General features: G+C 60.1%; 14 protein-coding genes and 1 tRNA gene. 7 read left to right on the top strand and 8 right to left on the bottom strand.

The features are described from left to right. Nucleotides 1–175: 175 nt before the first annotated feature. From HMPREF0326_RS09490 to HMPREF0326_RS09470, 5 genes are all read left to right on the top strand, one after another. Nucleotides 176–865, top strand: a complete 690-nt coding sequence (locus HMPREF0326_RS09490) for a FlgO family outer membrane protein (RefSeq protein ID WP_008684248.1) — start codon at nt 176–178, stop codon at nt 863–865. 13 nt (nt 866–878) lie between these two features. Further along, nucleotides 879–1,181, top strand: coding sequence for a hypothetical protein (locus HMPREF0326_RS09485; protein WP_008684251.1), 303 nt, complete (start codon nt 879–881; stop codon nt 1,179–1,181). Nucleotides 1,182–1,189: 8 nt separating this feature from the next. Then, a complete protein-coding gene (locus HMPREF0326_RS09480; RefSeq protein ID WP_008684253.1) occupies nt 1,190–1,798 on the top strand; it encodes a FlgO family outer membrane protein in 609 nt (202 codons plus the stop codon). 252 nt (nt 1,799–2,050) lie between these two features. Continuing rightward, nucleotides 2,051–3,151, top strand: a complete 1,101-nt coding sequence (ychF, locus tag HMPREF0326_RS09475) for a redox-regulated ATPase YchF (protein ID WP_008684255.1) — start codon at nt 2,051–2,053, stop codon at nt 3,149–3,151. 153 nt (nt 3,152–3,304) lie between these two features. Next, entirely contained in the window at nt 3,305–3,868 is a 564-nt protein-coding gene (locus HMPREF0326_RS09470) for a flavodoxin family protein (RefSeq protein WP_008684257.1), read from the top strand. Between the two features lie 296 nt (nt 3,869–4,164). Here HMPREF0326_RS09470 and HMPREF0326_RS09465 read toward each other — a convergent pair whose 3' ends face one another. The 5 genes from HMPREF0326_RS09465 to HMPREF0326_RS09445 all read right to left on the bottom strand — a co-directional run bounded on the left by HMPREF0326_RS09465 (nt 4,165) and on the right by HMPREF0326_RS09445 (nt 10,699). Continuing rightward, nucleotides 4,165–6,192 (bottom strand): methyl-accepting chemotaxis protein, encoded by a 2,028-nt coding sequence (locus HMPREF0326_RS09465; protein ID WP_008684259.1) that lies wholly within the window; start codon nt 6,190–6,192, stop codon nt 4,165–4,167. A gap of 717 nt (nt 6,193–6,909) precedes the next feature. Continuing rightward, the gene (locus tag HMPREF0326_RS09460) at nt 6,910–7,653 is read right to left on the bottom strand and encodes an RNA methyltransferase (RefSeq protein ID WP_008684261.1); all 744 of its coding nucleotides are present in this window, start codon (nt 7,651–7,653) and stop codon (nt 6,910–6,912) included. Nucleotides 7,654–7,660: 7 nt separating this feature from the next. Then, nucleotides 7,661–8,269 carry a DUF456 domain-containing protein gene (locus HMPREF0326_RS09455; RefSeq protein WP_008684263.1) on the bottom strand — a complete coding sequence of 203 codons (609 nt, stop codon included), beginning with the start codon at nt 8,267–8,269 and terminating at the stop codon, nt 7,661–7,663. 12 nt (nt 8,270–8,281) lie between these two features. Then, nucleotides 8,282–9,580, bottom strand: coding sequence for a phenylacetate--CoA ligase family protein (locus tag HMPREF0326_RS09450; protein WP_008684264.1), 1,299 nt, complete (start codon nt 9,578–9,580; stop codon nt 8,282–8,284). Between the two features lie 60 nt (nt 9,581–9,640). Then, nucleotides 9,641–10,699 (bottom strand): DUF1786 domain-containing protein, encoded by a 1,059-nt coding sequence (locus tag HMPREF0326_RS09445; protein ID WP_008684267.1) that lies wholly within the window; start codon nt 10,697–10,699, stop codon nt 9,641–9,643. A gap of 126 nt (nt 10,700–10,825) precedes the next feature. On the opposite strand from HMPREF0326_RS09445, the gene HMPREF0326_RS09440 reads away from it, so the two are divergent. After that, a tRNA-Leu gene (locus tag HMPREF0326_RS09440) sits at nt 10,826–10,910 on the top strand. A gap of 128 nt (nt 10,911–11,038) precedes the next feature. Here the strand turns inward: HMPREF0326_RS09440 and HMPREF0326_RS09435 are convergent. From HMPREF0326_RS09435 to HMPREF0326_RS09425, 3 genes are all read right to left on the bottom strand, one after another. Next, on the bottom strand, nt 11,039–12,631 hold the full coding sequence (locus tag HMPREF0326_RS09435; protein WP_020990470.1) for a bifunctional metallophosphatase/5'-nucleotidase: 1,593 nt from the start codon (nt 12,629–12,631) through the stop codon (nt 11,039–11,041). 237 nt (nt 12,632–12,868) lie between these two features. Beyond that, a complete protein-coding gene (locus HMPREF0326_RS09430; protein ID WP_009301678.1) occupies nt 12,869–13,135 on the bottom strand; it encodes a DksA/TraR family C4-type zinc finger protein in 267 nt (88 codons plus the stop codon). Between the two features lie 141 nt (nt 13,136–13,276). Beyond that, nucleotides 13,277–13,936: a Crp/Fnr family transcriptional regulator gene (locus HMPREF0326_RS09425; protein ID WP_009301680.1), complete on the bottom strand. Its 660-nt coding sequence runs from the start codon at nt 13,934–13,936 to the stop codon at nt 13,277–13,279. A 253-nt stretch (nt 13,937–14,189) separates the two neighbouring features. Here HMPREF0326_RS09425 and HMPREF0326_RS09420 point away from each other — a divergent pair, with 253 nt between their 5' ends. Further along, a complete protein-coding gene (locus tag HMPREF0326_RS09420; protein ID WP_008684274.1) occupies nt 14,190–15,641 on the top strand; it encodes an aryl-sulfate sulfotransferase in 1,452 nt (483 codons plus the stop codon). Nucleotides 15,642–15,658: the final 17 nt, after the last annotated feature.

The following is a 15,658-nucleotide window of genomic DNA, read 5'->3' as shown; positions in this document are numbered from 1 at the left end:
CGTCCTTACCCCAACTCCGCACTGAGGCGTTCTTGTATGCTATTTCGGGACACAAGCCAAGCCTTCACCTGGAACGCGTTTTGCATAAATTTCATGAACCGGCCGGAACATTCCACACTTTTTCCAAAAGCACACTCAAGTTCGCGACCGGGCCGACGATAAGAAGGATATCACCATGATTGAGGTTGCCATGCACGGTCTGTTGCGCCTTTTCCTGTTCTGCGCGCTTCTGCTGCCGCTTCTGTCCGGCTGCAAAAGTACGCCCACACCCAATGATCCCGCCTATGTGGACGCGGTGGAAGTGAAGCTCAAATGCCGTGAACTGGCCGATCAGATGCTGGCCACCATGCCCAACGACGCCTTGCAGGGTTTTGTGGCCATGCCCACTTCCTTTGTGGACCAGAACAACACGTCGCGCTCTTCGCCGCTGGGCAGGCTCATGGGCGAAGCCCTGTTTTACGAATTCAACCAGCGCGGCTTTCCCACGCGGGAATACCGCCTGACCGGCCATATTTCCGTGGAAGGCGGCCGCGACGACCTGGCTCTGGCCGCCAATCAGATTGTGCCCACCAAGGGCCAGAAATGGGCCGCTCTGGTGGTGGGCACCTATTATGTGGATAAGGATGCCACCTTCGTCAACGCGCGCCTGGTACGGGCCAGCGATGGTCTGGTACTGCGCACGGGCCAGCTTGTGCTGGTCAATACGCCGATTATCGCGCGGATGGGCAAAACCGATCCCGCGCCTGCGGCGGCCAAGCCCGCTGCCGCGACGGCGCAAAATGAACGTCGCGGCCTGTATCCTTCGTTGTATACTCCGGCCAGTTCCATCAGCAGCGGCAGCATTCCCATCAAACAAGGCAAATAATGCCGGAAACGCCATGCGACATCTGTTTCTTTTTTCTTTCGCGGTATGGCTGGCGGCCTGCCCGCCCGCAGTGGCCTTGGGGCAAAATCTCTCGGCCTATGACAGCCCGCCCCAAGGCGCATCTTCCTTCGGCCAGGGGCCGGACATCAGCGCCACCTATCTGGAAGAGGCCCGTGAATATCGCAAGCAGGGGCGCTACGAGCTGGCCCGCCAGTCTTACGCCCAGGCCCTGTCCACCTGCCGGAGCAATGCCGGTCTGGACATCATCAAGCGCGAACTGGCCGGTGTTGAACTTTTATTGCGCACCATGCGTTGAGGTTTGTCATGAGCCGTTTTCTTGTGATCATTCTGGTGCTCGCTGCCCTGCTCTTTCCTCTGACGGCCGCGGCTGTCGGCACGGTGCCCGGAGCCGCCAACAGCATTGCCGAGCAGTTGGACGATCAGCTGATGATGCGTTATGCGGGCGACGATCCCGGCACGAGCAAAAAACAGCGCCAGGCCCTGGCCCGCGCCCAGATCATGATCATGGGCACCACTCCGGCCAATATCAACAATCTTGAAGCGGCCTCTCCCCTGGCCCGCCAGATGACCGAGGAAATTTCGCGCTGGCTGGTCAATGCGGGCTATCGCTATCAGGAATTGCGCAAGGGCAGCTATATTCGCTTTGACAAGCGCACGGGCGAGCTGATCCTGACCCGCGACGTGCGCAAGCTCGCCAGCACCCTGGGTACCGGCCAGGCGATCCTGGCGGGTACCTATGTGGTCAGCGGCGAGCAGGTGCGCTTCAGCATGAGCCTGATCCACACCACCAGTAACGAAGTGCTGGCCAAGGGCACGGCCACGGTGCCCATTACCGATGATCTGCTGCCCCTGCTGGAAGATCTGCCCGCGGGCAGCGGCAAGGTGCCCACAGTTTACACCCGGTTGCAGTAGAGCCCGGTGTCGCGCCAAGCGACACATGTCGCAAACCCGTAAGGGGTTGCGCGCCGTAGGCGGCGCAAGCACAAAAAAACTCGCTTTTTGTTGTGCGATCTTCACGCCGAACCGACAGGTGCAGCGTGACATCTCATTGGGCTTCGCTTGCCTCCGGCGCGCTTTGCGACTATATAAACCTCGCCTCCGGCCCGTCCGGAAGCGGGGTTTCCGCGTATACCGGTATGCCCCAGCACAACGCAAGGAGTCGCCATGTCGCTCAGCATCGGCATCGTGGGCTTGCCCAACGTGGGCAAGTCCACCCTGTTCAACGCCCTGACCAAGGCACAGAACGCCCAGGCCGCCAATTATCCTTTCTGCACCATTGAGCCCAACAAGGCCACTGTTGCCGTGCCGGACAAGCGCGTGGACGCGCTCACAGCCAAGGCCAAACCGCAGAAGACCATTCATGCCAGCGTGGATTTCATCGATATCGCCGGTCTGGTGCGCGGCGCCAGCAAGGGCGAGGGCCTGGGCAATCAGTTTCTGGCAACCATCCGTGAATGCGCGGCCATCGTGGAGGTGGTGCGCTGTTTTGAGGATGAGAACATCACCCATGTGGACGGCAACGTGAATCCCCTGCGCGATGTGGAAACCATTGAGACGGAACTCTTGCTGGCCGATTTGCAAAGCGTGGAAAAGCGCCTGGAAAAACTGCAAAAAATGGCTAAAGGCAGCAAGGACGCCAAAACCGCCGCTGAATTGATGCAGGGCCTGCTGGCTCATCTGAACGAGGGCAAGCCCGCCGCCGCTTTTGCCCTGCCGGATAATGAAACCTTTCTGGCTTCCTGGCGGGAGCTGGGCCTGATCACGGCCAAGCCCGTGATATACTGCGCCAATGTGGACGAAGCCGCCGTGGCCGACGGCAACGCCTATGTGGATGAAGTGCGCGCCCTGGCCGCTGAGCGCAAGGCGGGCTTTGCCTGCATCTGCGCCAAACTTGAAGAAGAACTTCAAGGGTTGCCCGAGGATGAGCAGGCGGAAATGCTGACCTCTTACGGCATTGAAGAAAGCGGTCTGGTGCGGATCATCCGCACCGGCTACGCCACGTTGGGACTGTGCAGCTATTTTACCGCCGGGCCCGACGAGGTGCGCGCCTGGACCATCCACCAGGGCTGGAAAGCCCCTCAAGCCGCCGGTGTGATCCATACGGATTTTGAACGCGGCTTCATCCGGGCCGAGGTCATTTCCTTCGAGGACTACATGAGCCACGAAAGCGAGGCCGCCTGCCGCGCCGACGGCGTGCTGCGGGTGGAAGGCAAGGATTACGTGGTGCGGGATGGCGACGTGATGCACTTCCTGTTCAACGTTTAGCGCATATTGCGCTTGAGATTTCCGCTTGGCGGCGGGCAAAACCCGCCTACGAAAATCTCGCGGGCCTTGTTTCACTCCGTTTCACAAGGCCGAGCATTGTAACAGTACGGGGTAATTTCATTGTGAAATGCTCTAATCTCCACGAGGGTACACATGCGCTTGGCGGCGTTCAACGGCAGTTCCCGCAAGAACGGCAATACCCGGATATTGCTGGAAATTATCTGCGATGAAGCCCATAAGGCGGGCATTGACAGCGAAATTATTTCCCTGTCCGACTTTCCCCTGCACGGTTGTCTGGGCTGTTTCGCCTGCAAGGGGCAGGCACGCTGCACAGCCATTGATGACGGTTTCAATGACTGCTTTGCCGAAATGCGTGAGGCCGACGGCATCGTGCTCGGTTCGCCCGTATACTCGGCGGATGTCTCCGCGCTCATGAAGGCTTTTCTGGAGCGTGCCGGAATGGTCTGCGCGTCCAATCCCGGCTTGCTCCGGCGCAAGGCGGGTGCGGCCGTGGCCGCTGTGCGCCGCGCCGGTGGCCTGAACACCATTGACAGCATGAATCATTTTCTACTGAACAAGGAAGTGGTCCTGGCCGGTTCCACCTACTGGAACATGGTCTACGGCAAGGACCCCGGCGACGTGCGCCGCGATGAGGAAGGCATGCGCAACATGCGCAATCTCGGCGAAAACCTGGCCTGGCTCATGCGGCGGCTGTAAGCATTTCTTCCCGTTTCGCTAGGAGCTGTTTCTAAATTGTCCTTTCGGCCCTCTGCCTGTGTCAGGCTCGCAATATGTTGAATATACTCCCTCCGCCCAGGACTCGCCTTGCTTTAGCCATAGGCGACGCTCGCTTTGCTCACGAACGGCTAAAGGCACCTCGGCTTCAGGCGCGGGCGTCCGCTCTCGCGGCCGCCAGGGCATTTCAACATTTTCAAAGTTGAAAAGCTCTAAATCAGACATGAAAAAACCGGCCCAAGGGCCGGTTTTTTCATGTGCCATAATACCTAAGAAACTTAGGCGTTCTTCATTTGCTCAATGAGCGAGACCAGTTCCCGGGAACGCCGCCGCAGGGATTCCAGGCCCTTGGCCGCCTCCCGCATGGCTTCGGAGGTGGTGGATGTAATCTCATTGACCTCGGTGATGGATTTGGTGATTTCCTCACTGGTGGCGGACTGCTCCTCGCTGGCTGTGGCGATGGTGCGCACATCATCGGCGGTGTGCTCCACCATCTCCAAGATTTCGTTGAGAGATTCGCCGGATTTATTGGAGAATTCCGTGGCCTTGGCGATATTCTGCACGGCCTGCTCCACCTGATGCGCGCTCTGTTCCGCGCTTTCCTGAATGGCCTTGATGGCGTTGCCCACCTCAGTGGTGGAGGTCATGGTTTTTTCCGCCAATTTGCGGACCTCATCCGCCACCACTGCGAAGCCGCGCCCGGCATCTCCGGCACGGGCCGCCTCAATGGCCGCGTTGAGAGCCAGAAGATTGGTCTGGTCCGCGATATCCGAAATAACGCTCATGATCTGGCTAATGGCTCTGGCATGCTCATCCAGCCTGACCATATCTTCCCTGAGCGCCAGAGACTGACTCTGCACTTCCTGAATTCCGGCAACGGACTGGGTGACTACGGCGGTGCCGTCCGTGGCTTTTTGTCGAGCGGAGGTGGAAACGTCCGCTGCGAGCCCGGCGTTTTTTGCCACTTCCAACACTGCGGAGTTCATCTCCTCCATGGCCGTGGCTGTTTCGGCCAGGCGGGACGCGGCATGGCTCAGTGCTTCGTCGGACTGTTCCACTTGGACGGCAATGTTGTTGATGGCCTCGTTCAGCTTTTCCACCACGCCTTCAATCTGGCCCGCTGCACTGATCATGCCGTCGCGCTTGGCCTGTTCCGCCTGCTGCTGAGCAAGGCGGGCTTCTTCCATGGCGCCGGCGGCCTCTTCAGCCTTCTTTCGGGCTTCTTCGGCCTTTTCCCCGGCCTCCAGCATCAGATTGTCCTGCTTTTTTACCATAGCGCGCAGGGCATCGGCCAATTCGCCCATGTCGTCACGACTGTGCACGTCCAGCGCGGCATCCTTTTTGCCACCGGCCACGTCCAGCACATAGCGGGTGATTTTCCGCACCGGCGCGCTGACCCGCAGGCCGATCATCACGGAAAGGAGCAGTTGCACTGCCAGCAAAGCCGCAGCCACCCACGAGGCAGTGACCACGGCCTTGTTTTCAAGCTCCATCAGCTTGTTAAGAGGCATGCCCACAAACCACATGCCCGCGATAGTCCCGTCCGCCGCCTTCACCGGCCAATAGGCGGATTTGTATTCAACGCCGAGGATATTATTCTGCGCAAAGCACAGCTCACCACGCTGTAAAACCGCTTCCACTATCTCCGGGGATTGCAGCTTAGTGCCCACGACCCGTTTGCCGTCCTTCATAATCGTGGTCATGGCGCGGGTATCGCCCTTGAAGATGGTCACATCCATGCCGCTCAGCTTCTTGAGCCAGTCCAGATAGGGCGGCGTCACCAGGGAGGTGCCGATGGACAGCGTGCCCACCAGTCTGCCTTCGTACAGAATGGGCTGGCTGGCGCGGATGGTGAAGGGCACAACCGTTCCGGCCACAATAGCCACCGAAGGCGTGCCCTGCAGGGCCTTGACCACGGTTTCCTGATTCAGGACGCTGTCCTGCCATTTTTTCGAATGGCCCCGGCCCACGACAATGCCTTTGTCGTCCGTGACGGTCATGAAGTCGGAGCCGGCTTCCTTCATGGCTTCCGCCGAAAGCAGCATGACCTGCTCATGGTCGCGGGCAAGCACGGCGCGGGCAAGATTTTGCTCATGGGACATAAGCATGGCGCTTTGCGCGAAACGCGTGGCCGTAAGCTCGTTGGCGGTCTGGATGACGTTCTGCATCCGCCGGATATTCCCGTCCAACTCCTCTTCCACGGGTTCTTTCATGAAATGAATGGAAACAAAGAGCACCACAGCGCAGCATGTAATCAGTGCCCCGAAGAGCGAACCTACATATTTATGCGTCAAGGTCAAACGCATCACATCCCCCTCTGCAATATAGAATATGTCAAAGCCCGATACTTGTTCCGCCGCCCGCACTCGCGACCCTCGACCCTGCGGACGGCGCGGTTCATCCTTCCCGCCAGGATTCCATATGCGTCCAGGGAAGCAATAGTGCGGATTTCATAACATATCCCCTTAAAAAATTTCAGCCGCCGATATACGCCGGACAAGGTGTGTGATATGCCTCGGCTCATACTTTCCAAGACATTACAGGAAGGAGCTTGCACCTTCAATCACAACCCATTAAAATCTTTATCGGCACACATAAAGAAATGCTTAGAGGATTGGACGTATTTATTGTGCCGAAAGCACAACAAAAACGGCAATTAGCCACGATATAATGGAAATGGCGAAATACAGGGACGAGGATAACGCGACAAGGCGTCGGGTTTGAGCAACCCGGTTAGAGCATTTCAACTTTGAAATGCTCTAACGCCGAACGCGGTGAGGCGCGCCGCAAAGACCGACCCGACGGGCGGCCCGTAGGGCCGTGCCTGTAGCCCAAAGGGCGTACAGGCATCGAGAGCAACGCGGCGTGGATTCCGGCAAAAAACGCGCTTTTTGCCGGAATGAACCCTTTGAAACGCAAAGCGTTTCAAAGATAATCTGCTCTAGAAAGATTTCAAGGTGAAACAGCTCCCGGCGAACGGCAACAGAGGGAACGTCAGCCGGTATGCCGGAAAGGGGAAAAGCTCAGCCCAGCTTGTGGCGCACCTGCCGACACAGGCCCATCAGCGCGTCATACTCGTGCCGCCTGAGCCCGGCACGACTGAACATGCGCCGCCAGGGCATCAGAAAGTAATCCGGATTATCGCCATGCAGATAATCCAGACCGAGCAGCATAGTCTTGAGTGCGTCCATAAGCCGCTCCTGTTCTTCAGCGGTAACCGCACGCCCGCCGCCGGATGTGCCGGCCTTTTCCGCGTCGGGAAACGCACGGACAGCACGTACGGCATTGGCGCATTCATAGAGCATAAGCAGCACGGCCTGGGCCAGGTTGAGAGAGCTGGCAGCCGCGTCGGTGGGAATGGTCACGAGACGCTGGCAATGGGTGATTTCTTCATTGTTCAGTCCCCGGTCTTCCGGGCCGAAGACAAGAGAAACTTTTTCATCGCGTGCCAAGGCTGCCGCCACTTCCCGCGCGGCCTGACCCGGCGCGAGCAGGGCCTGCCGCCAACCTCCCGTGCGGGCCGTGGTGCCCAGCACCAGACTGCTCTCGGCCACGGCCACAGCCAGATCGGGGCTCACTCGTACGCCGTCCAACAGGCTCTGCCCTTTGGGCGTAGCGAGAGGACCGGCCTTTTCCCGATCCCAACGTTCCGGGTCCACCAGACGGATGGCCGGGCAACCCATATTGGCGCAAGCCCGCGCCGCCATGCCGATATTTTCGGGAAAACGGGTCTTGACTAAAACTATCTGCACGCCGTCCAGCAACATGGGTGCCTCAACAAAGATGGTGCAGCACGCTCAGCACCAGTTGGGCCGGACCGTCCAGGCTGTCCGGCGGCAAGGACGCGGGGACCGGTTTCGGCCAGATCCGGTGGGCGGTGAGCGCCAGCATGGCCCCGCCCGCGCCGCATTTGCAGACCGTGCCCAGAAAACGGCCCATCATGGCCCCAAAAGCCGCGTCCAGCGCTTCTTTCACAGGCCTGCCCTTGACGAGTTCCATAAGAAAGCAGCCGATCCAGGCGCCGGCCAACGCGCCGATCAGCGCGCCCAGGCCGAAAAAGAGCGGCGCCAGCAGAATGGCTCCGGCAATGGCCCCGATCATGCCCGCGAAAGTGCCCGATGAACTGGAGCCGTAGCGCTTGGCCTTGAGGATCTGCATGCCCAGCTCCAGAGCCTCGCCGATCAGCGCCAGTCCCACCATCATGACCCAGAACCAGACATCCAGATTGGCCGCGCCGGGGTGGACCATTTTCCACAGAGCCACCAGGCCCAGTACAATCCAGTTGGCAGGCAGGCCGAATACGTTCAGGAGCAGCACGAAACAGAGCAGCGTGACGAACGCACCGGCCAGCAGATAGGCAATGGGAAACGGCAGAAAATCCATGCCCCACGATTCCTATTTCTTGACCCGCATATCCTGCACGCGCACCGCCTTGCCTTCGGTACGGGGCAGGCTGTTGCTTTCCACCAGCTCCACCCTGGGCGTGACCAGAATTTCGTCGCGCAGGCGCTGGGCAATGACCTTTTGCAGGTTCTGCAGCGCGCGCATGTCTTCCACAAAGTATTCGTCGCGGACTTCAACCTGCACCCGCATCACGTCGCCGATGCCGTCGTTCTCCAGGAGAATCAGGTAGCTCTGCCCCACTTCCTTGAAGGTCATGATGACCTGCTCGATCTGCATGGGGTAGACGTTGACGCCCTTGATGATAAACATGTCATCGGCCCGGCCCAGGATGCGATCCATACGCCGGTGCGCGCGGCCGCAGGCGCATTCACCCGGCAGAAAGCGGGTCAGATCGCGCGTGCGGTAACGCAGAATGGGCATGCCCTGGCGGCAGAGGCTGGTCATGACCAACTCACCCACCTCGCCGTCCGGCACGGGCTCGCCGGTGTCCGGATCCACGATTTCGGGAATATAGGCGTCCTCCCAGATGTGCAGGCCGTTCTGCTCAAGGCATTCAAAGCCCACGCCCGGTCCGTTCATTTCCGAAAGGCCATAGGAATTGTAGGCCTTCATGTCGAAAAGTTCCTCAATGCGTTTGCGGAACTCCTCGGTATAGGGCTCCGCGCCCACCAGGGCGATACGCAGGGGAAAAGCGCGCGGGTCTTCGCCCATATTGCGCAGATGTTCGCCCAGAATCAGGGCATAAGAAGGCAGAATGTGGGCCACCGTGGTGCGGAAGTCTTTGGCCAGCTTGATCTGGCGGCGCGAGTTGCCCGGCCCGGCGGGAATGGTCATGCAGCCCAGGCGCTCCGCGCCGAAATGGATGCCCAGGCCGCCCGTAAACAAGCCGTAGCCCGACATATTCTGAAAGACGTCGTCCCGGCGCACGCCCACCATGTGCATACAGCGGGCCATGAGATCAGCCCAGGAGTTGATGTCGTTCTGGGTATGGCAGATAGCCACGGGCGTGCCCGTAGTGCCGCTGGAACAATGCATGCGCACGATTTCCGAGGGCGGCACGCACAACAGCCCTGTGGGATATTGGGAGCGCAGATCCTGCTTGCTGGTGAAGGGGATGCGTTGCAGATCGTCCAGGCTGCGAATGGAATCCGGGGTGACGCCCGCTTCGTCCAGGCGCTCGCGATAAAAGGCGCATTTGCGCGCCTGGGACAGCGTGGCCCGCAGACGCGTCAGCTGGGTTTTCGCGATACGTTCCCGGCTCCACAATTCCGCAGCGTCAAAAACTTCCATACCCTTCTCCTCGATTCATGGTCGCGCGCCCGTGCCGGAGCACACGCTGAAAATGCATGCTCAGGCGGCGGCATGGGCGTGCGCCCATCCCCAGAGCAAACCAAAACAACCGGCCAGCATCATATCGCCGTGCGGGGCCAGAAAACGCCCCTGCCCCTGGAGCATGGCGCGCCGGGGCCCCAGGATGAAGGTGGGCGCATAGCCGCCCGCCTCTTCGCAGAATGGCCCGAAGGCCGTGCCGTGCCCGCCGCTGGCCTGCACCTCTTCGGAAGGCAGCCAGCTCAGCCGGAACTGCTTCAAATCCTCCAGCAGCTGCTCCAGATCGCGCATGCCGGTGTGATGCTCATAAATGCCGCGCACTTTTCCCTGATAGACTAAGGCCGCCACTGTATGGCTGTTGCCCGCGTTGATGATCGTAATGCCCTCCCGGAAACTGCGCGCCAGCACCTCCGGCTCGCACAACGCCCCCAGCAGGGCGCAAGCTCCGGTATCCGCCACCGGACCGCCGGTTTTTTCATGCAGTGTCAGCAAACGGGTCAGGGAAGACGGCGGCGCGGGATAAATCCAGGAAGCGGGATCGGCGGAAGTGGTCAGCAAAGCGCGCCAGGACTGCATCCGGCCCTGCCGGTTGCCGTAGGCGTGGTAGCCGTGGTCCTGCGCTCCGGCCAGCACCAGATGCGGCTGCGGCAGGCTGGAGAGGCGCAGCAGGCCGGCCCAGAATTCCGGCGCGTAGTCGGTCAGGAAAACGGGCACGCTGTTTTTCGGGCACTCCTCACAGAGCTCCACGCCCATGTTGCGCACCACATCCGCATTGTCATGGATGGCCTTGGCCGCGTCCGGCGTGGCAGTAGCGGACAAGCCTGCGGCCAGATGCTCCTTGAGAGCCTGACCGAAGCCGCCGCCCATATTGCCGCCGTGCAGCCAGAGGCCGCGCCGCAAAAGGGTCAGTTCGCGGATACGTTGAGCCACCATGCGTGCCGGAGACGGCAGAACGAAACGGGGCCAGTTCTCATACTCCAGGCCGGGGCGGGCCAGCAAGGCGTCCTGGGTGCCGCTGCCGATATCCAGGCAGAGCACCGGACCGGTCTCGCGCAAAAAATGATGTATGGTCTCATCCATGGCCTGTCTCCCGTTCCAGCCTTGATACCCGCAAGCGGGCATGAGCGCAAGCCTTCGGCCCGAAAGTGAACGGTCCGCAAAAAATGCTTGCCAACAACCGCGACTTGATATAGACCAAAAACCCGTGCCGAGGTGGTGGAACTGGTAGACACGCTATCTTGAGGGGGTAGTGGCAATTGCTGTGCGGGTTCGAGTCCCGCCCTCGGCACCAGAATGTAAGCAAGGAATTGCGGCAATAAGCTGCAATTCCTTTTTTCTTTTGGAGGCGCGGGGTGAAGCCTGGCTCACCGGCGCGGAACAGCGTACGCCGCCTTCTTCGGAGCCTCGTTGGGCCCGGCGTTACTTGACCCTGTTGATTCGTCCCGCCCGCAGTGCCTGCAAAGGCGAACGGGCCGCAATGTACGCGCCCACCACATCCACGTCCAAAGGGTCGGGCGCGGAAACCGTCGTGCCGGTTGTGAACATGGAATAACCGTCACCGCCTTTGGCGATATAGTCGGGCAGCACGACCTTATAGCGGCTGTCCTTTTTCAGCGGGCGGGCGACGCCGTTCCCATCAATCAGCTCCGCCGCGAAAAGACGCTGTCCGACGGGTCTGGCTGCGTCAAAGCTGTAGCGCAGCCCGGAGCTCTGCAAGAGGCGGGGCCCCATGCCCTGTTCGCCGGAGACGCCGTGTTCCAGCGCGGCCAGCAAGCGGGCACCGTCGTATTCCCGAATAACCAGCGTATTGCCGAACGGCAGCACTGAGAGCAAATCCCCCCGCGTGATGCCGCCGTGCCTCAGGGGCGCACGCAGGCCTCCGCCGTTGGTGAGCGCCATCACCGCCCCGTGAGGCCGCCCGTAGTCCAGCATGGCGTCGGCCACAACCATGCCGGAAAGGCAATCCCCCTTGCGGCAGGCTTCCATGCCGTCGGCAAACTCCAGAACATTGCGGCCGAGAATCCGGGCGCGAAACGCTTCCAGCGGCTTCGCATACCCGACCAGCCGGGACTCCACGGCGGGATCAGGAATGACGGATTTTTCCAGACGTCTGGCCTCACCCTCCCAACGAAGGGGCACGCCCCGCGCATCAAAGGTCACCCGCAGATCGCCCAGGTATTCGGCGGCAAATTTGGCGGTTACGACCAGCACCGGCTGTCCGGAAGGAGCGTGTTCCACCACGGGATATGGTCCCACATCAGAACTAGGCCCCAGATAGCTGTGGGTATGGCCGCCCACAATCACGTCCACGCCGTCCACACTGCGGGCGAGCTCACGATCAACGGGAAGGCCCAGATGACTGATGAGCACGATATGCCGCACGTCCTGCTTTTGCAGTTCGCCGACAGCCTTTTTCAACGCCGCAGCACTCCCCATGAACCGGGTTTGCGGACAGGCAGCGGCCAGCGTGACGACATCGGGATTGGCCAGGCCGACGATGCCCACCTTGATCCCGCGCACATCGCGGATCACATAGGGTTTGACGGGCAGGCCGTACAGGGGACAGCCCGGCTGGGCGTCCAGATTGGCGGCCAGCACGGGGTAATGCAGCGCACCGACATATGCGGCCAGTTCGACGCATCCCTTGTCGAATTCATGATTGCCGAGGGTCATGGCGTCATACCCCAGCATATTGTCCAGTGCGGCAAGCATGGGCCAGCCGTTGACAGTAAAAAACAGCGTACCTTGGAACTGGTCTCCCGCATCAAACAGCAGCACGTTGTCGGCCTTGCGGCGTTCGGCTTGCGCCACGGCGGCGATGCGGCCCATGCCGCCCGTGCAGTCGCCGGATTGCAGACAGGCGTTGCCGTTCTCGTCCCGCCCTGCCACATAAGAATGGATGTCGTTGGTATGCAACAACACCAGATCAAGCGACGGCGCGGGCTGTTTTGCACAGCCGCACAGCAGCAGGACAATGAAAAAAAGGCGGCAAAGCGGATGCCGATCCGTCATAAGAATCCTCGTCAGCGCGGAAAGACGACAGTCGTGTTGAAGCCGGACGGTTGCGGCACAGGAATGTATCTCCCCGTGGGCTCCTTGCGCATGGCCATTTCAAAACCGCATGACCCGCGAACTTCACCAATAAAAGTTATTCTCCCTCTCTCAAGGACGGATTGCAAGAGGCCGCAGCCAACTGACTGCGGCCTCTTGCTGTGTAAAGGGCGCAATACTTTTAACGCCAGCCCTTTCTTATCGCAACTGGCTGTCCTTGCTGCCCTTCCGGTTATACAGACGGACGGCTTGCTGTTCCCTGTCAGCCTCTTCCTGGCAATGCACGCACAGACGCACGCCGGGCAAAGCCTTACGGCGGGCTTCCGGGATCCTGTCGCCGCACTCTTCGCAATATTCCAGACTGACGCCCTGCGGCAGGCAGGCACGCGCCCGACGGATCTCGTCATTGATCGAATCCTGAATCTGGTCCTGAACGGCGCTGTCGCCGGCCCATCCCACAGCCATATCCGCCTCCATCGCGCTGTTTTCTTCTACGGCATACACCTAAAATTAAGGCTCTTCTTGTGCGCGGCAAGGTTGAAAAGAAGCGCTGATACGCGGTGCAGGCTGAAAAAGCACACCAGGATGTGAGTGCTTGTCTTCCGGTTACGAATTGACCAGGCGAAAAAATTCTTCGGGCCGTAGAATGGTGACGGCGTGCCGTTCAAAGGGCCCGAACAGGCCTTGCTCCTCTTGCTGGCGCAGCACCTTATAAAGCGTGATCCGGTGCACGCCCAGCAGACTCGCCATTTCTTGCCGGGAAATCCCGGGATCAGCGGTCAGGGGGTCACTGTCCGGCAGCAGGCGCCGGGCCAGAAATTTGCAGGTGCGTACCAGCACGTCATCCACATAGAGCGACGAGGCCTGGTTGGAAAGCGTGCGCAGCTTGCGGGCCATACTGTGCAGCAGATTGAGAGTCAGATCGGGCCGCGTGCGGCTCAAATGCTCTACGCAGTCTTTGGAAAAAGCGTAAACCACGCAGTCCATGGCGCAGATGTGCACACTGCCCCTGTCGTCTGCCATGGGATCAAACAACGGCGTTTCACCGAACAGACAGCCGTGGTTGATGTACCAGAGAATCTTTTCCGCGCCGTCCAGGGTAAAATGGGTCAGCCGCACCTGGCCCTTGTCCAGGAACAACAGCTCTCCGTGCGATTCAATGCAATGTCCCTTGCGCCAAATATAACGCACGGCGAGATCCAGGACAGAACGCCAGACAGCGTTCACGTCGCGTAATTCCGTAAAGCCCAGACATCGATTGCTCACCACTATTCTCCATACCCGCATTTTTTCCGTAACGGCCAGTCGCCTCGTGCGGAGGGCGTCCGTCTTTATCAGCTGTCTATTATTTTGTGAAAAAGGTTGCAATGGCAACACAAATTTTCTTTGCCGCAGGCTACAGTACGCCATCCATATAAAAAAACGCATGATTTCAGAATGATATTGATTTGCCCCAAATTTCTCCAGCCTGTGGGCCGGAGTCTGAAAATCATCCACCCCAACCGTAAGGAGTTCACGCATGGGCCACCCAACCATTTATCCCACCGGCGTCACCCTCTACAAACCGGAAAAATGCTGGAGCGGATTCACCATCTTTCAGGCCAATGAAATGGGCGCTGTGCTCATGGACATGAACGGCCGCGAGATCAACGTCTGGAAAGGCGTGCACGGCATGCCCAACAAGATTTTCCCCGGCGGCTACCTGCTGACCGGCCGGGGACGGCGCAGCGGCAAATACAGCGTCCAGGACGGCCTGGATCTGATTCAGGTGGACTGGGACGGCAATATCGTCTGGAAATTCGACAAGAATGAATACATTGAAGATCCCGGCATTCCGGGACGCTGGATGGCCCGCTACCACCACGACTTCCAGCGCGAAGGCAACACCGTGGGCTACTACGCGCCGGGCATGGAGCCCAAGACCGATTCGGGCAACACCCTGATCCTGGCCCACCGCAATGTGCGCAACAAGGACATTACGGACAAGCTACTTCTGGACGACCTGATTCTGGAAGTGGACTGGGACGGCGACATCGTCTGGGAATGGTCCTGCAACGAGCACTTCCATGAAATGGGCTTCCGTGAAGGCCCCAAGAACACCCTCTGCCGCAATCCCAACTACCGCCCCACGCTGCCCGAAGGCATGGGCGACTGGATGCACATCAACTCCATGTCCGTGCTCGGCCCCAACAAGTGGTACGACGCGGGCGACGAGCGCTTCCATCCCGACAACCTGATCGTGGACGGCCGCGAAGCCAACATCATTTTCATCATCAGCAAAAAAACCGGCAAGATCACCTGGAAGCTCGGCCCGGATTACGACAGCACGCCCGAACTGCGCGCCATCGGCTGGATCATCGGCCAGCACCACGCGCATATGATCCCGCGCGGCCTGCCCGGCGAAGGCCATATCCTGGTTTTCGACAACGGCGGCTGGGGCGGCTACGACGTGCCCAATCCCGGCTCGCCCACGGGCGTCAAGGCCGCCCTGCGCGACCACTCCCGCGTGCTGGAAATCGACCCCGTGAATCTCAAGATCGTCTGGCAGTATACCCCGCGCGAGGCCGGATTCCTGGAACCCATGGACAGCAACCGTTTCTACAGCCCCTTCATCAGCGGCATGCAGCGTCTGCCCAACGGCAACACGCTGATTACCGAAGGCTCGGACGGCCGCGTGTTCGAAGTTACGCCGGAACACGAAATCGTCTGGGAATTCATTTCGCCCTATTGGGGCAAGCATGTGCCCATGAACATGACCTACCGCGCCTACCGCGTGCCCTATGAATGGGTGCCGCAGGCGGCCAAGCCTGCTGAAACGCCCATCGCGCCGCTGGACGTGAGCACCTTCCGCGTGCCGGGCGCTGCCGCCGCGGGCGAGCGGGCCAGGGAAGTGGGTGTGGAAGGCTGCCAGCCCTACGAGGGCAGCAACGCCCTGTGCGTGGCTTCAGTGGAAGACCCCACGGAAGAATAACGCCGTCCCGGCCGGGG

It is taken from the genome of Desulfovibrio sp. 3_1_syn3 (genome assembly GCF_000145315.2).
Classification (GTDB): domain Bacteria; phylum Desulfobacterota; class Desulfovibrionia; order Desulfovibrionales; family Desulfovibrionaceae; genus Desulfovibrio; species Desulfovibrio fairfieldensis.
The sequence above is the reverse complement of the archived record's forward strand: the minus strand, read 5'-3'. Positions and strand labels throughout refer to the sequence as shown.

Excerpts from the sequence above, each read along its gene's own strand:
- HMPREF0326_RS09490 (WP_008684248.1), top strand. The coding sequence starts at position 176 with ATGATTGAGGTTGCCATGCACGGTCTGTTGCGCCTTTTCCTGTTCTGC.
- HMPREF0326_RS09485 (WP_008684251.1), top strand. The coding sequence starts at position 879 with ATGCGACATCTGTTTCTTTTTTCTTTCGCGGTATGGCTGGCGGCCTGC.
- HMPREF0326_RS09480 (WP_008684253.1), top strand. The coding sequence starts at position 1,190 with ATGAGCCGTTTTCTTGTGATCATTCTGGTGCTCGCTGCCCTGCTCTTT.
- ychF (WP_008684255.1), top strand. The coding sequence starts at position 2,051 with ATGTCGCTCAGCATCGGCATCGTGGGCTTGCCCAACGTGGGCAAGTCC.
- HMPREF0326_RS09470 (WP_008684257.1), top strand. The coding sequence starts at position 3,305 with ATGCGCTTGGCGGCGTTCAACGGCAGTTCCCGCAAGAACGGCAATACC.
- HMPREF0326_RS09465 (WP_008684259.1), bottom strand. The coding sequence starts at position 6,192 with ATGCGTTTGACCTTGACGCATAAATATGTAGGTTCGCTCTTCGGGGCA.
- HMPREF0326_RS09460 (WP_008684261.1), bottom strand. The coding sequence starts at position 7,653 with ATGTTGCTGGACGGCGTGCAGATAGTTTTAGTCAAGACCCGTTTTCCC.
- HMPREF0326_RS09455 (WP_008684263.1), bottom strand. The coding sequence starts at position 8,269 with ATGGATTTTCTGCCGTTTCCCATTGCCTATCTGCTGGCCGGTGCGTTC.
- HMPREF0326_RS09450 (WP_008684264.1), bottom strand. The coding sequence starts at position 9,580 with ATGGAAGTTTTTGACGCTGCGGAATTGTGGAGCCGGGAACGTATCGCG.
- HMPREF0326_RS09445 (WP_008684267.1), bottom strand. The coding sequence starts at position 10,699 with ATGGATGAGACCATACATCATTTTTTGCGCGAGACCGGTCCGGTGCTC.
- HMPREF0326_RS09435 (WP_020990470.1), bottom strand. The coding sequence starts at position 12,631 with ATGACGGATCGGCATCCGCTTTGCCGCCTTTTTTTCATTGTCCTGCTG.
- HMPREF0326_RS09430 (WP_009301678.1), bottom strand. The coding sequence starts at position 13,135 with ATGGCTGTGGGATGGGCCGGCGACAGCGCCGTTCAGGACCAGATTCAG.
- HMPREF0326_RS09420 (WP_008684274.1), top strand. The coding sequence starts at position 14,190 with ATGGGCCACCCAACCATTTATCCCACCGGCGTCACCCTCTACAAACCG.